Genomic DNA, 14120 nt, shown 5'->3' with positions numbered 1-14120 from the left:
TGCTTTAAATCACGTCTTGCTGAGTAGCGATCGCTTCCTTCCCTCGCCCACCAGAAAAAAAATTCTACAAAAGTGTTGACATAACCATTTTTATTGGCTATCTTAATAAAAGTGCAAAGGACAGGCCCCCATCGTCTAGAGGCCTAGGACACCTCCCTTTCACGGAGGCGACGGGGATTCGAATTCCCCTGGGGGTACTAAAACTAAATAATCTAAATTACGTCCCTGTAAGAATTTAAAGCCTTACAGGGACGTAATTTATATAAAGGTGAATAGGGAATATGCCAGACAAACTAGATAGATATAGGGTGGGCGTCCACCCTAGGCTATTTCTCAGTGAGTTTGTCAAGTTTTTCTTTAACGCCTAGAAGAAGTAGCGATCGCAACAGCACCAAGAACCAGATTCCAGATAAGGTCAGAATAGCTACACCCAAGCCACTATACCCAGGCAGTGACAGCAGCATCACGCCACCTATCAAACTAAAACCAGTGCAACAGGCATAAATTAGGCTTTTAATAGCTAGATTAATACGTTTGAGGACGCGATCGCTTTCAACTGTTCGCACCCGCAACTGCAATTCACCCCGTTCAATTCGTTCTTCTAAACGTCGGATTACAATTTGGGTTGGGTTAGGTTGTCGCAATTTATATTTAACGAAATCCCTAGCTTGTCTGGCTAATTCTCCGATTAGCGTTCCTTTTCCTTGAGAGATAGTGATACTTTTAATGAAAGGTTGAGCAGCTGCTACTGGGTTATATTCAGGATCTAACGCCCTAGCAATGCCATCCAGAGTAGTCAACGATTTTAATATAAATGTCATCTGAGCAGGCAAACGAAAGGGTTGCTGCTCAAACATGGCATAAGCTTCTGTACTCATTTGACTAAAAGCTTTTATATCTATAGGCTTTTCCGTAAATTTATCTAAAATAAAAGTTAATAGTCTACGTACCGGGGTCATATCTGCCACTGGCACAATTAACCCCATGTCAATTAAGGTATCAAGTACCTCGTCCGTGTCCTTTTTTAATACTGCAAAAAACGTCCTAATCATCTGATCTTTAGCAAGTGACTTCAACTCTGCCATCATGCCAAAATCATAAAAAATCAGACTACCATCTTGACTTACAGCCATATTTCCCGGATGGGGATCTGCCTGAAAAAAGCCATCTAGTAATAATTGTTTTAAGTAACAACAAATACCAAGCTGGTTAATTTTCTTAGGATCTAAACCACAGGCTTCAATTGTTTTGCGATCGTTTATCTTTATTCCCGGTAAATAGTCCGCCGTTAAAATTTTGGTTGTGGTGTAACGCCAATAAACTTTTGGGACAAGAATCCGAGGATAATCGCTAAAGTTGGTAGCAAAGCGTTCGGCATTTTTCCCTTCTTGGATATAGTCAATTTCTTGATAAAGAAGGTTAAAAAACTCACTATAAATTGCTTCTAATTCATACTTTCTTGTCCAAGCCAAATAGCGCCGACAAAACCGGACAAGTTTACCCAAAGCTTGAAAATCTAATTTGAATAACTTTTCTAATCCCGGACGCTGTACTTTAACTACTACATCTTCCCCGGTGTGCAGTCGTGCTTTGTGTACTTGTCCTAGACTCGCAGCAGCAATGGGAAGACGATCGAAATCCCGATACAAAGCATGAATAGAGTTGCCGAGTTCGGATTCAATTAAAGCGATCGCTTGTATGTCGCTAAACTCAGGAACCCGATCCTGTAGCTGTCCCAACGCCTCCACATATTCTAGGGGTAGCAAATCAGCACGAGTGGACAATGCCTGTCCAATCTTAATAAATGTCGGCCCTAAATCTAGCAGAGTATTAACTAACCACTGAGCGCGGCGTTTCCTATGTAAAGTGGAATCGTTTTTAAATACACTATCCCACCACAAATAAAACATCAACGCTGCTGCTGAGCCAAAAATGTCTAGTTGTCGTGCTAGTGGAGAATATTTATTTCGTTGCCAACGTAGTGGTTTAGGCTCCGCCTTTTTAAGCATAATATTGGTGATTAAAGCCAGAAGTCAGAAAAGAATTAAAAATTAAAAGTTTGTAATTTGGCATCTTTAATTCTTAATTTTGTGGCTTCTAGACTTTAGATTTTGGTAAGGTCAAAAACTAGAGGTAGGGTGAGAGTAAAGCAGGTTTCACAAGATTGGGTATCCTCAATAGGACAGCTAGTGAGTGCGATCGCGCCATTTATGTGCTGTACTAAAGACTTTACCAGAGCCAAGCCCAACCCAGTACCTTGAACGGCATTTTGGATCGCAACTTGACCGCGACGGAATTTTTCAAAGATATGCTCCACTTCTGTCGGTGAAATGCAAGCACCAGTGTTGGTCAAGCAAAGCACAATTTGATTAACTTGTTGACTGACCTGGTGAGTGGCTCGCAAACTAACTATAGAATCAGGCTCGGAAAATTTTCCAGCATTGGTCAATAGTTCTTCTAGAATGCGGTTCAGGCTGTCGGAATCGGTTTGCAGCATCAGCGATCGCGTAGGGGAGTCTATCTCCAAGGTTAATCCCTTATCCGCCCATTTTTTGGCAAACGGCTCAGCCAAATTCTGAATTACTTGCTTAAGGTCTATCTTTTGCAGCTCAATCGGAGATTTCTTAGACTCTACTTTTTGCAGCGTCAGTAAGTCGGTGATCAGATTAATTTCCTGAGTACACTGCTGATCTAAGATTTCCAGGTACTTAGCACGGCGTTCGGTCGGCAGCTCCGCTTGACGCAACATCCGAATCGCTACACTCATAGTAGTGAGCGGTGTTTTCAACTCGTGATTGATAGCGTTGATGAACTCATCCTTAATTTGATTGAGTTGCCGCAGCTGCTCAACCTGTTGGCGCATTTTGTCATACAACTTCGCTTGGACTTCTAAACTCCTTTGTAGTTGAGCGGTGCGTTCCTCGACGAGATCCTGCCTCACCCGTATTGATTGATGTTGAATAATTGCCGTACTCGCTTGGGCGCTCACCCATTTTACTAGCTCTAACTCTTCTGACTGCCAGGAACGAGGCTGACGATGTTGTAGCACCAGAAATCCCAGCACAGTACCTTGACTTTCTAGGGGAACCATCAGCAAAGCTGGCATGGTTTCCAGGTCAAAAAGGTCAAAACCATTAGAAGTGGTAATATCTTGTTTATCGGTAATAATAACTGGCTCAGGTGCCTTTTGGAAGGCTTGTTGGCACAGGTAACAGTCTGACAGCAAAAAGGAACTTGGGAGCGTTGAAGAGAGCGGGTTTATCGAAGATGTTTGTTCGCTGCTAATATTGTCAGCAAAGCTCTCCTCTAGAGCGCTCCCCGGCTCCGAAATAGCGGCTTGTTCCCCTGTGTTGTATTCACAAGCAACCGTAACCTTAGCTTTGGGAAGAGCTTTTGTTAAAGAACGAGTTTTGAATAACGGATCGACGTATTTCAACAGCAGAATAAAGCCACGTTCAACCTCAAGAGCTTGGGCGGTACCAGCGATCGCCATCTGAAGAATCTGATTTACTTCAATGGCACTACGGATTGCCATCGTTAGCTGGTTAATCAGAGTTTGGTATTGAGTGGCGATGCGTAGCTGCCGCTGGAGTTGCACTTGAGAAATAGCGATCGCTACTGAATCTGCTACGGCTTTGAGCAATCCTTTTTCAACGTCTGTCCACTCAAAGGGTTGCCATCGCCCTATGACAATCAACCCATTTGCTTGTGATTGAAACTGGGTTTGAATTACCAGCACTGCTCGTACCGGATCTTCTACATCAAACCTAGTTTCAATTGCATGAATATCAGAAATGGCTAGCGGCTCGCTATTGCTCAAGTTATCTTCTAGCAATGGGTTCAACAGCATCCACAGCTTAGAGCGAATCTCACTCAAATTTCCCGCTAAACTTGTGTGGTCATCGGCACACCACACGACCGTCTGCGGCGTTGCCTGATGGCTAGCAACAGATGAAATTAAGCACGTGTCTGCCTGAAAACTCTTGCCCAAAACATCCGCTATCTTTAGCAACACCGTTTCCGGATCGGGGCTATTGAGGAGGATTTGAGTAATCTGTTGCCCGATTTGAATCGGATCGCCCTTATAGTTCATGACTGCGCCCTTATGTTCCTGCGTGAAAACTGGACTGGAAGGGCTAGACAGCTTTGAGGTAAAAGAATCTACCCTCCGAGGTGCTAGTAGCGATCGCCCTTCCGAAGCCGCTAGATTCTCCGGAACCGCTTCGCATCCGCTAACGCTAACGTGCGTATGCTTCGCTATGCCACTGGCTACATCCATATCCGCTTGTGCATCATTCATCTTCGCCGAGCTTAAATAGGGGATCGTTAAGTGAGTGTCTAAGAGACACTGTTACTGTATAGAGGGCAGGCTTTGGACACAGCGGTAATAGAAGCAGCGGTTTACCACAGAGCTTTCCGCAGCAAATTTCTTACAACTATGACTGGGTAAACCAGATCCTAAGCTCCCCCCTCTCTAGATTAGGATTCCCAGAATTTGCAGTTTTCTACCAGCTTGATTAGCGAAATTCTCAAAGTTCTCAACCCATATTCCCCGCCCTCAACTGGCATATTCAAATTTTTCGTGATTTTACTTAGTAAAAGGTGATTTAAAATACTTTGATTGCCTACATCTAACTTCCCAATCGCTAGCCCCCCAAAATAGATGTGATTCAAAATGCAAAGTGTAAGGGGTGAAAATTACTGTTTTTATCAACCGTTCTACACAAAGAGCTGATTATTCTAGAATTTTCTCCGCCTCCAAGCACGGGATATTTTTAGGCTTGCTGACCAGACATCGCGGCTTGCGTTGACCTGGTAGAAAGCTAGAAATACTTTAAGTCATAGCTATGGTTATTGCAGTGACACGTTAAGAGGATAAATGCGATCGCGATCGCATTTATCCTCTACCTAAAGACTGAAATTAACGGGAACTGGGGATTGGGGAATGAGAATTCGGAAAAAGTCTTACCTAGTCCCCAGCCCCCATTACCCAACTAAGAACGCCTTTTCTGCGCTTCCCGTTGTGCAATCTCGCTCTTTTGGCGATAGGCTGTGACCCGATTTTGAGCTGTCGGATAGCGGGGATCGCTCTGGGGGACAGCAGCCATCAGATCGGACGCTCGTTGCCACCTAGCTGCTAAATCCAACCACTGAGCCGAAGTTTGAGCATCTTTCCCAGCCCCAGCAGTTTGTTCAGCTAGTCGTACAGCTTCAGCAAAAGGATCTGACGAGGCAGATACAGGGGTAGTGGTAGCCCCTGACAATGGGGTGGGGGATGTTGCTGGCGGTGTAGTCGGCTGCGCCGGAGAGTTTGGTGATCCGGTTGGTACCCTAGCAATCGTAAAAGGCCCTAGCCAATCATAAATAGCCCAGCCAACTAGCACTAAAAATAACGATAAACTTGCACCCCCAACAATGCCGCGCCAGAATTGGCGTTTTTCTCGCCCTGAACGGGAAGAAGGTTGCGGAAGGGGTGCCTTATTTTTGGCAGGTTTGCGATCCTTTAAATCCTCCCCTAGACGGCGGAGAATGTTTGGCTTGGCAAGGATAATTTCTTCTGCCCAGAGCAGTTGAGCGTCCGGATCGCGGCTAATTTCTTCTAACCAGAGTAATTGTTGCTCTCGGACAATCCGACTGTTGATGTTGACGCGCCGAATATTGTGCGGAGCAATTGACTCCAGAATCTGCCGGATTCGCTGCACCAGGGTAGATTGTTCGAGTTGCTGGGGAGTAGCCGCCTCACACAAAAGTTGCAAGACACCATCGACAAACATCGCTCTGGTTCTGATACCAAACTCTGCCAGCTTTTCATTGAGTATTTGAATAATCGCCGCGACGCTGCCCTGGCGAGCCTGTTTGGCGATGTCATCCATCGGATCAACCATTTTTATTTGAGCAAATGATGCGGTAGTTCAACCTGAGTTTTTTTTATTTATTAGAGTATCAGTGTTTTTGTTGAAGATCCGAAGATAAATTTTGTTTGATTGCCCATGCCCACTTTACTGCTAGTCAGACAAAACCGTACTTGCTCTCTGGCAAAGCGAATTTTTGCCGTTGGTGGTGCGCGATCGCGTTCTTGACAACCTGCGCTCTCTTTAAGAGGGCGGATGTCGCTCTTGGATGATAAAGTGAAATAGCTAAACTCCAAGATGGGAAAACCGGGATACTGCTCATGGGCGCATTAATTCGCGGCGCAATTTTTGTTCTGGATGACAACATCGATACCGATCAAATTATCCCAGCTGAATACCTGACTCTGGTTCCCTCAAAGCCTGACGAGTACGAAAAACTGGGTAGTTACGCTCTCGTTGGGTTGCCAGATCGTTACGGCGAGTTCGTGAAGCCGGGCGAAATAAAAACACAGTATCCCATCATTATCGCTGGAGAAAACTTTGGCTGTGGTTCTTCACGGGAACACGCACCGATAGCTCTTGGTGCTAGCGGAGTAAAAGCGGTAGTGGCTCTAAGTTACGCTCGGATATTTTTCCGTAACTGTGCAGCAACCGGAGAACTCTACCCTTGGGAATCTGTAGAACGGCTGTGTGATGAATTTGAGACGGGACAAGAAGTTTCAATTGATTTTGAACAAAATCAGCTGATTAACCATACGCTAGGCAAAACCTACTCGCTGAAACCGTTAGGCGAAGTAGGCCCGGTGATTGATGCTGGCGGAATTTTTGCCTATGCTCGTCAGACAGGGATGATTTCCCGGTAGCGGTCAAAAAATTATGAGCTATGAGTTTTGAGTTAATTTTTTTAATTCAAAACTCAAAATACCACACTCAAAATTTTTCAAGTTGACAGCTATTGTTTTTACAATAATTTACAATACTTAGAGTGTCCTTCTTCTAAGAAGAATTTACAACTATGCTGCTGAAGTGTACCACCCGCCACATCCGTATTTACACTGCTGAGGTTAAGAACAACGAACTGGTCGAAAGTGATAAAGTATTAACTCTGGATATCGACCCAGATAATGAATTTAATTGGAATGACGACGCTCTGCAAAGAATTTATCGCAAGTTTGATGAATTGGTTGAATCCTACAATGGTGCAGACTTGACAGAATATAATTTGCGGCGCATCGGTTCTGATTTAGAGCATTTCATGAGATTCATGCTGCAACAAGGTCAAATTAGTTATAACTTGAACAGCAGGGTTCTCAATTACAGTATGGGGCTACCCCAAGTAAGTGCTCAAACTGCTGAGTAATAAGAATAATTAGTTGTTAGATAAAATTGTATTTAAAACAACTTCTAACAACTAATTACTTGAAGTAACTTACCACCAAACTCGTTCGCCATTTTCGTCCACGCGAGCTTGGCGAATCACGTCAGAGATTTCTTCGGCATCTTTAACATGGTGTAAAGCCTTGTGTTCGCCATCAGGTTCATCTACTTCAAAGTAAGTGGGAACAACGATATGATCGCCAGTGATATCTGGTGCATCTACAGCGATTTGCTCTCTTTTTTCTTCAATGCTTTGAGGTTCTTCGGAGATAGTATCGCCTGGATTGGTAGTTCTATTTTTTGTATCTTTGGATGGGGTTTCCATAAAACTCCTGAAGATTTAAAAATTTATGGTTTTCTTGTTTTAGATTAGAAGAATGAAGGCGCGATCGCATCTTTCTGCGGGCGTAAGTCAAGTATTGATTAATTCCGTCATTTAGGAGGGGCATCCTGCGGGTTTTGGGGAATATCGATACCGTCCGAAGGCGGGTTAGTTGTAGCAGCAGTTTGCGATCGCTCAGTTCGCTTCCGCTCCAAAAACTGCTTCATAGCCGTGCGACGATTGTCCAAAAAGCGGCTCCAAAACCCAGGAAGAAAATGATCCATCGTTTCAGCAAGCGCCCAAGCTTCGAGATTCATCATCTTGGAACGCAGGTGGTGAGACTGCTGTAAATTAGAAATTAATTGCTTAATCTCTGCACTAGCAGGAGAGTTAAGGTCTGTGAAGTTCGGTTCACCAGAGGTGTTGGTTTCAGGCTTCGGCATAGCGATCGCAAAGAAGATAGTATGACAAGAGTTAAGCAGCACAAAAATCAACGGAAAGCTGCAATTGAGGATATACGCATCAAGCAAGATGGCTCCGCGAGCATTTCCCAAAATGCTAGTGCTGGGAACACAGCCTAATTTCAATCTAACGCTACCGTGCAAATTTCCTCACACCCGGTCTACCCATGAACCGATAAACTTATAAATAGCAACTTGATTATTTCGTAACTATAGTGTATAAAGAATCGTCGGAAAGCCCTTGGAAATATAAACCTTGGTGGTGTCAGCCTTGGTCGATCCTGCTGACTGGTATAGCGATAATCGGTGCATCTTGGGTGCTGGCGAAAAGTATTTGGATAACGGTTGGCGTGTCAATTCCTATCCTCATCTGGATGTCATACTTTTTGTTATTCTGGCCCCGATTGATGAAGCTTTATTACCAACAAACGCAAAATTCTATTAGGGAAGAATGATTTTAATTAGAAAATTACTAATCTATAGGGTGCCAGACGCTACAATCCAGAGTAACGCTTCAGATTTGGCAATTTAAGAAAAAGCTGCTTTGTGTAGGTAGCCAATCTTGAGGGCAAGCTAAATCGCAACTGGCTGATAGGAGCGCATAACCTTGATGAAAAATCCTGCGGCAACGCTATACTGCTCAAATCCCAACTGTCAAGCTCCAAACCTTGAGAGCCATAACTTTTGCCAGCAATGCCGCACGCCGCTTGCAAAACGCTACCTGTGGGCGATGGGTGAAGGGATAGAAGCTTATAAAACTGGAAGCCTGATTGCTGAGAGATACTTGCACAAGAGCGATTCCCTTCGGGATAGCTTCGCTTACCGCATTGTTCTAGATACTAGACCAGGGCTATTGCCACAGATGCCGCCGGAGATACCAAATAGCCTCATACCGTATCTCAAGCTTTCTTCCTATCAACTGCACGTTCCCCAAGTATACGGGCAAATAACATCGGGCGAGGGAAGACGTAACAGCGAAATTTGGCTGCTAGAAAACTCACCCATCTACACCACTGGTAACGTTGAAGGGCAGCTAATGCCAGAATTGGTCAGCGTCTGGAAAAATGCGTCTGCCATGAGCCAACTTTCCTTTCTCTGGCAAATGGCTTCTTTGTGGTCGCCTTTGCAAAGTAACCGCGTAGCTTCTACTTTGCTGACACCAAAACTGCTGCGAATAGAAGGTTCAATCTTCAGATTGTTGGAATTACGCGACGACCAAAATCAACCAGCCACGCTGCAAAAATTAGGTCAACTATGGTCGCAATGGGTGAGTTCCGCACACCCAACAGTTGCCAACTTTTTAGCACAAGTTTGTCAGGAGCTGGTACAAGGAACAATACCGTCATCAGATCAACTGGTGGTACATTTGGAGTCGGGACTCGCTAAAATTGGGCGATCGCTTTCATACAGCTATCAAATTGTCACCCGTACCGACACCGGGCCTATCCGCAAGCAAAACGAAGATTCCTGCTACCCACCTTCTCCAGGTAGTCAGGAGACACAAGAGCATCCCTTAGCGATTGTTTGCGACGGCATCGGCGGCCACGAAGGCGGCGAAGTAGCCTCGAATCTAGCAATTGAAACCATCCGGGAGCGGGTAGAGCATCTGCTGGAAAACCCGAACAATATAAACCCGACAACTATTAATCTGGAATTAGAAAGCTTTGCCTGTGCTGCCAATGATGTCATCAGCCAGCGCAACGACTTAGAACAGCGCCAAGACCGACAACGCATGGGAACTACGTTAGTGATGGCACTAGCCCACGCTCATGAAATGTATATTTCCCATGTAGGAGATAGTCGAGCTTACTGGATTACTCGCACTGGTTGCCGTCAGGTAACACTGGATGATGACATTGCTTCGCGAGAGGTGCGCCTGGGATATTCTCTTTATCGAGCTGCTGTGGAACAAGCAGGCGCTGGTTCTCTAGTGCAAGCCTTGGGTATGGGTTCATCATTAATGTTGCATCCCACTGTACAGCGCTTTGTTCTGGATGAAGACTCTATATTTTTACTCTGCTCGGATGGTCTGAGTGACAACGACCGAGTAGAACAATATTGGGAAACAGAGATTCTGCCAGTTCTGGAAGGTCAGATTGATTTAGCAACAGCTGGATCGCGACTAATGGAGATTGCCAATACCCAAAATGGACACGATAATACGACCATTGGCCTAGTTTACTGCCAGGTAAGAGAGGCACAGGCTGGACAAAGTGCCACCGCGCTACAGATGGCAGCCATTCCAGAACCTGAAGCTGGAGGAACGCGAAATTTGGCTTCTCCCCAAGCTGCTTCTTCCAGAATTAAAACGAAGATTATTCCGCAGCGATCTTCCTCTGGGAGTCCCTGGTTGCCCCTACTGATGCTAATTATTTTGGCAGGTATAGGGGGAGCGATCGCTTACTGGTTTCTTCCAGAAGTCCAAGCTTGGGTGAATCCCCTAATTGGTCTGGATTCCACTCCCACCCCCACCGCCGCAACGCCGACTACCATACCACAGTCAACAGAACCACCAGTCACTACCCCCACCCCGGCTGCTGATATAGAAGCGGGAACTATAGTGCAAATCAACAGTTTCACAACCAGGAACTCTCAAGATAACGAAGTTCCCGTTTTACTGAGGCGCGGTACTCAGCAACCTCAAAACGAATCAGTAAACGGTATAATCCTGCCCGGTAGTGTTTTGCAAGTCAGCTCAATTCAAAGAAATGGAAACCTAGACACCTGGCTACAGGTACAGGTTTGCTCAACACCTGCTACCCCTGAACCTCCAGTTCCGTCTCCCAAAGTAAATGCTGACACCCAAAAACCACCAGCCGCCCCAGAGCCAAAAAAACAACCGCCAGGAGTCGTTTGGCAACCCTCACAGACAACTGGTTCTAAGTCACCTGTTATCACCTATCGTCCAGTGAAACAAGGCGATCTCGGCTGGATACGAGAGTCGGAATTTACACCTGTACTGGTGCAAAATTTCACAGCTACGTCTAGTAATTTGGGTGAATGTGCCATTAAGACTGCCTCACCAACGCCAGCCACCACAGCATCACCTTCACCTTAGAACATCGACAGATTATCATAGTCAGCAACTTCTACCGAACTGCACTAGATAAAAATCTTTGCTCTCAAGCTGAGCGATAACAGCTGGAGAGATATATCCTATAAGTATTTCCTAGCTGTTCAGGTAGACTGAATAAAAAGCCCCATAAATTGCCAATTTTAAGGTTGATGGCTTTGAATGCACCAATCTGAGAATCCCTGCCTTAGTTTAGCGATCGATCCTCTCTCCAGAACCACTACTGGGGCAGAACGTTTTGCCATATGGGTTCTGAAGGCTCCCTTTCCAAATGGGCAAGTCCTCAACGAGTGTGTTTGGCCCGAGACTTTAACGCAGTCCTGGCGAGCATGGCAAGAAATGTTTTCCACACGCGAACTGCCTGATGTTCCCCAGATACATCAAGCTTCCTTGCCACCTCTAGCCCCTAAATCCGTAAACACAAGCCCCTCTGCGAACGGTCAGGTGCTTCCGTATACGGCAATGTTGATGCAAGATTTAGGAATTAGCCTGTGGAAGTGGCTATTTGATGGAGCGATTAAAAGAAGTCTGGATCAAAGCGAAGGATTTGCCAGAGGGCAGAAAAAACAGCTGCGGCTGCGGCTAGAAATTCGCGATCCGGATTTAATCGCTGTGCCTTGGGAAATTATGCAACCAGAGACAGGGAAACCAGCGATATCGCGATCGCAACAAATTCTTTTTAGTCGCACCACCAGCAATGTTGACCCCCTGCCACCCCAGCGCTTAGAACAGTCTTTAAATATTCTGCTGATACTGGGAGATCCTGACCCAAACCAGAATAATGGCGGACATAAAACAGGTTCCGCTTTGCAGCTTGAACAAGAGGCAAAAGCTCTTGCTAAAATTCTCGAATGTTGCAAAAATGACTCTCAAGAAGGTGAAAATTCCAGCCGCACAGTGCTGTGCCAAGTGGATACGCTTCTGCAACCCACAAAAGCAGAACTGATTTCCCGCCTGGAAAATGAAAAATATAACATCTTGTTTTATGCAGGTCATGGTGAACGAGCGCCAGATGGCGGCTTACTATTTTTGCGATCAGATGCCCGAATTAATGGCACAGAATTAGCGCAGGTTTTGGTTCGCTGTCATGTCAAGCTGGCAGTGTTTAATGCTTGTTGGGGCGCTCAACCAGAGCGGTACAACCAGCACAGTCTACCTCGCAGCAGTTTGGCAGAGGTGCTGATCCATCACGGTGTCCCAGCAGTGTTAGGAATGCGGGAGCCAATTGCCGACGAGGAAGCTCTCTCCTTTATTCAGGCTTTTGCCCAAGCTTTGGCAGCACAAAACTCAATTGATGAGGCGGTGGCGGTGGCAAGGCAGAAGCTGTTAACGCTGTACAAATTCAACCAACCAGCTTGGACTTTGCCAGTTCTATATATGCACCCACAGTTTGATGGTGAGCTAATTAGACCTATTGAGGAGAACCCCACGCAATTCCCGGTAGATTCTCTACCAACGCCTGAATCAACCACTCAATCAGCTTATTTGCGTTTAATCGGAGGGCTTTCTAAAGTTGAGCAAATTGAAGGCGGGCATATGCGTGTAGGACGCCACCGGGAGAATGACTTGGTAATTGAAAAACAAGAGGTTTCTCGCAAACATGCTGAAATCTTCTGCCGCGATTCTCTTGGGGGAGGTAAACCTACTTATTTCTTAAGTGATGATTCTACATTTGGGACGTTTATTTTAGGCCCCAATGGTTGGCAAAAAGTATTCCATCAGGAAGTACCATTACAATCTGGAACCCAGTTAAAGTTTGGAAGTATCCAGGGACAAACCTGGGAATTTGTTATTCAAGACAATATTGAGTAATGATTAATGTTTACGGAACGGGTTAAGGTGCCAGTGTAGCTATCCCTGCCGACGTTGGTAAAACAATACACACAGGAGCATCAAAATGGCGGTAAAATCAATGGAATTTGAATGTTTTGAAGATTCTCGCTCACAAGTGGAAGCCGACCTACTAGAAGCTCTCCTACAGCCAGATGAGTCTACTTATCCTTGGAATCCTACTGATCCAAACACGGAAGCGTATTGGGCAGAGTTGGAACAAGGGTTTGAGCTTGATTGGTTGGATGAGGAAATTACAGCTAGATCGCGATCGCTGTATGCTAAATTCGACGAATGCTGGGTTAGAAATACAGCCGTAGCAGTTGCTACCGAATCAGCCGCAGTCTCGGTTAGAGCTAAAATTGCCGAACGGTTTGCAGCTTGTGTTCCCCAAGAGTGGCTGGATACGATATTTTCAAAAGCCCAAGATGTGGTGTCAAGTCAATTGTCACTTACAGATAAGATGGTGCAGTGCGTTCAGGATCTTTTACCTGAATGGGGTGAAGATGTTTTGCAGGTATGGGCGCGTCCTTTAGCATTCTCTATGCGAGAAGCTGAGGTAAAAAACGTCCGCCAAGTAGATTGGAGTGAGTTATCTCAGACTGAGCAGGCGCGTTTGAGTTTAGCGATCGCTCACGATGCTATAAACGAATTCAACAAGCTAACTGCACAAAGCGAACAGTAAGTTGACTAATTGACATATAAGATTGGCTTTAAGCCGCAAGAGCGATCGTCAGGAACTTGCCTTTTGTTTTGAAATCAACAAAAACCATATAGAGCAATTTGCTTAGGATGGGTGATGTGGACTTTACACCTCTAGCTACTGTGTGGTGTGCGTCGCGTTCCATAAGACCGGTGAGTATATCAATACCACCGGTTATATATTTTTGAGAGAAATTTATATTTAGAATTTGAGTAACTTTTTTCCTGTCGCCTCAAGGAAATGAGAAATACTATTTTGAATTTTGATGGCTTTGATAAAGAGAAGGCATGATATAGCGTTTCTCAGTTGGGTGGAATATATTGCCGTTCTGACCTTCCGGCTACCTTGGTAGAGGCATGGCAATGCCATATCCCTACAGAGATGTATAGCACCCAATTCTTGAATTGCTATATTTCAGGTTGTAGTGGGGGAGCCATATGTTCGCCCTTTTAAGGAATGGCTTACGATTACCACGTAACCTTGTGGTTGTCTAGTAAGGGAG

11 protein-coding genes and 1 tRNA gene are annotated in these 14120 nt (G+C 45.2%); 7 read left to right on the top strand and 5 right to left on the bottom strand.

Features of this window, described 5'->3' with window-relative positions; translation table 11 throughout:
• Positions 1-124 precede the first annotated feature (124 nt).
• A tRNA-Glu gene (locus NDI42_RS06565) sits at positions 125-197 on the top strand.
• 129 nt (positions 198-326) lie between these two features.
• Here the strand turns inward: NDI42_RS06565 and NDI42_RS06560 are convergent.
• From NDI42_RS06560 to NDI42_RS06550, 3 genes are all read right to left on the bottom strand, one after another.
• Complete coding sequence (locus tag NDI42_RS06560) at positions 327-2009, bottom strand: ABC1 kinase family protein (protein ID WP_190459521.1); 1683 nt, start codon at positions 2007-2009, stop codon at positions 327-329.
• Positions 2010-2104: 95 nt separating this feature from the next.
• Positions 2105-4300, bottom strand: a complete 2196-nt coding sequence (locus tag NDI42_RS06555) for a sensor histidine kinase (protein ID WP_190459518.1) — start codon at positions 4298-4300, stop codon at positions 2105-2107.
• A gap of 694 nt (positions 4301-4994) precedes the next feature.
• Positions 4995-5885 (bottom strand): hypothetical protein, encoded by an 891-nt coding sequence (locus NDI42_RS06550; protein WP_190459516.1) that lies wholly within the window; start codon positions 5883-5885, stop codon positions 4995-4997.
• Positions 5886-6172: 287 nt separating this feature from the next.
• Here NDI42_RS06550 and NDI42_RS06545 point away from each other — a divergent pair, with 287 nt between their 5' ends.
• Both NDI42_RS06545 and ndhM read left to right on the top strand, forming a co-directional pair.
• Positions 6173-6715, top strand: a complete 543-nt coding sequence (locus tag NDI42_RS06545) for a LeuD/DmdB family oxidoreductase small subunit (RefSeq protein WP_190417582.1) — start codon at positions 6173-6175, stop codon at positions 6713-6715.
• A gap of 152 nt (positions 6716-6867) precedes the next feature.
• Positions 6868-7212, top strand: a complete 345-nt coding sequence (ndhM, locus tag NDI42_RS06540; RefSeq protein ID WP_190417581.1) for an NAD(P)H-quinone oxidoreductase subunit M — start codon at positions 6868-6870, stop codon at positions 7210-7212.
• A 69-nt stretch (positions 7213-7281) separates the two neighbouring features.
• Here ndhM and NDI42_RS06535 read toward each other — a convergent pair whose 3' ends face one another.
• Together NDI42_RS06535 and NDI42_RS06530 are read right to left on the bottom strand one after the other, a co-directional pair.
• Entirely contained in the window at positions 7282-7554 is a 273-nt protein-coding gene (locus NDI42_RS06535; RefSeq protein ID WP_190417579.1) for a hypothetical protein, read from the bottom strand.
• A 107-nt stretch (positions 7555-7661) separates the two neighbouring features.
• Positions 7662-8105: a hypothetical protein gene (locus NDI42_RS06530; RefSeq protein ID WP_348231384.1), complete on the bottom strand. Its 444-nt coding sequence runs from the start codon at positions 8103-8105 to the stop codon at positions 7662-7664.
• Positions 8106-8227: 122 nt separating this feature from the next.
• On the opposite strand from NDI42_RS06530, the gene NDI42_RS06525 reads away from it, so the two are divergent.
• The 4 genes from NDI42_RS06525 to NDI42_RS06510 all read left to right on the top strand — a co-directional run bounded on the left by NDI42_RS06525 (position 8228) and on the right by NDI42_RS06510 (position 13600).
• Positions 8228-8467 carry a DUF6737 family protein gene (locus tag NDI42_RS06525; protein ID WP_313931485.1) on the top strand — a complete coding sequence of 80 codons (240 nt, stop codon included), beginning with the start codon at positions 8228-8230 and terminating at the stop codon, positions 8465-8467.
• A 155-nt stretch (positions 8468-8622) separates the two neighbouring features.
• Positions 8623-11070, top strand: a complete 2448-nt coding sequence (locus NDI42_RS06520) for a protein phosphatase 2C domain-containing protein (RefSeq protein WP_190459513.1) — start codon at positions 8623-8625, stop codon at positions 11068-11070.
• Between the two features lie 177 nt (positions 11071-11247).
• On the top strand, positions 11248-12897 hold the full coding sequence (locus tag NDI42_RS06515; RefSeq protein ID WP_190459510.1) for a CHAT domain-containing protein: 1650 nt from the start codon (positions 11248-11250) through the stop codon (positions 12895-12897).
• 85 nt (positions 12898-12982) lie between these two features.
• Positions 12983-13600, top strand: a complete 618-nt coding sequence (locus NDI42_RS06510; RefSeq protein WP_190459509.1) for a hypothetical protein — start codon at positions 12983-12985, stop codon at positions 13598-13600.
• Positions 13601-14120 lie beyond the last annotated feature (520 nt).

The sequence above is a fragment of the Funiculus sociatus GB2-C1 genome (genome assembly GCF_039962115.1).
Taxonomy (GTDB): Bacteria; Cyanobacteriota; Cyanobacteriia; order Cyanobacteriales; family FACHB-T130; genus Funiculus; species Funiculus sociatus.
This window is presented reverse-complemented; position numbering and strand designations above follow the sequence as displayed.

What these genes read in the sequence shown, in the direction of transcription:
- NDI42_RS06560 (WP_190459521.1), bottom strand. Translation starts at nt 2,009, where the DNA reads ATGCTTAAAAAGGCGGAGCCTAAACCACTACGTTGGCAACGAAATAAA.
- NDI42_RS06555 (WP_190459518.1), bottom strand. Translation starts at nt 4,300, where the DNA reads ATGAATGATGCACAAGCGGATATGGATGTAGCCAGTGGCATAGCGAAG.
- NDI42_RS06550 (WP_190459516.1), bottom strand. Translation starts at nt 5,885, where the DNA reads ATGGTTGATCCGATGGATGACATCGCCAAACAGGCTCGCCAGGGCAGC.
- NDI42_RS06545 (WP_190417582.1), top strand. Translation starts at nt 6,173, where the DNA reads ATGGGCGCATTAATTCGCGGCGCAATTTTTGTTCTGGATGACAACATC.
- ndhM (WP_190417581.1), top strand. Translation starts at nt 6,868, where the DNA reads ATGCTGCTGAAGTGTACCACCCGCCACATCCGTATTTACACTGCTGAG.
- NDI42_RS06535 (WP_190417579.1), bottom strand. Translation starts at nt 7,554, where the DNA reads ATGGAAACCCCATCCAAAGATACAAAAAATAGAACTACCAATCCAGGC.
- NDI42_RS06520 (WP_190459513.1), top strand. Translation starts at nt 8,623, where the DNA reads ATGAAAAATCCTGCGGCAACGCTATACTGCTCAAATCCCAACTGTCAA.
- NDI42_RS06515 (WP_190459510.1), top strand. Translation starts at nt 11,248, where the DNA reads ATGCACCAATCTGAGAATCCCTGCCTTAGTTTAGCGATCGATCCTCTC.
- NDI42_RS06510 (WP_190459509.1), top strand. Translation starts at nt 12,983, where the DNA reads ATGGCGGTAAAATCAATGGAATTTGAATGTTTTGAAGATTCTCGCTCA.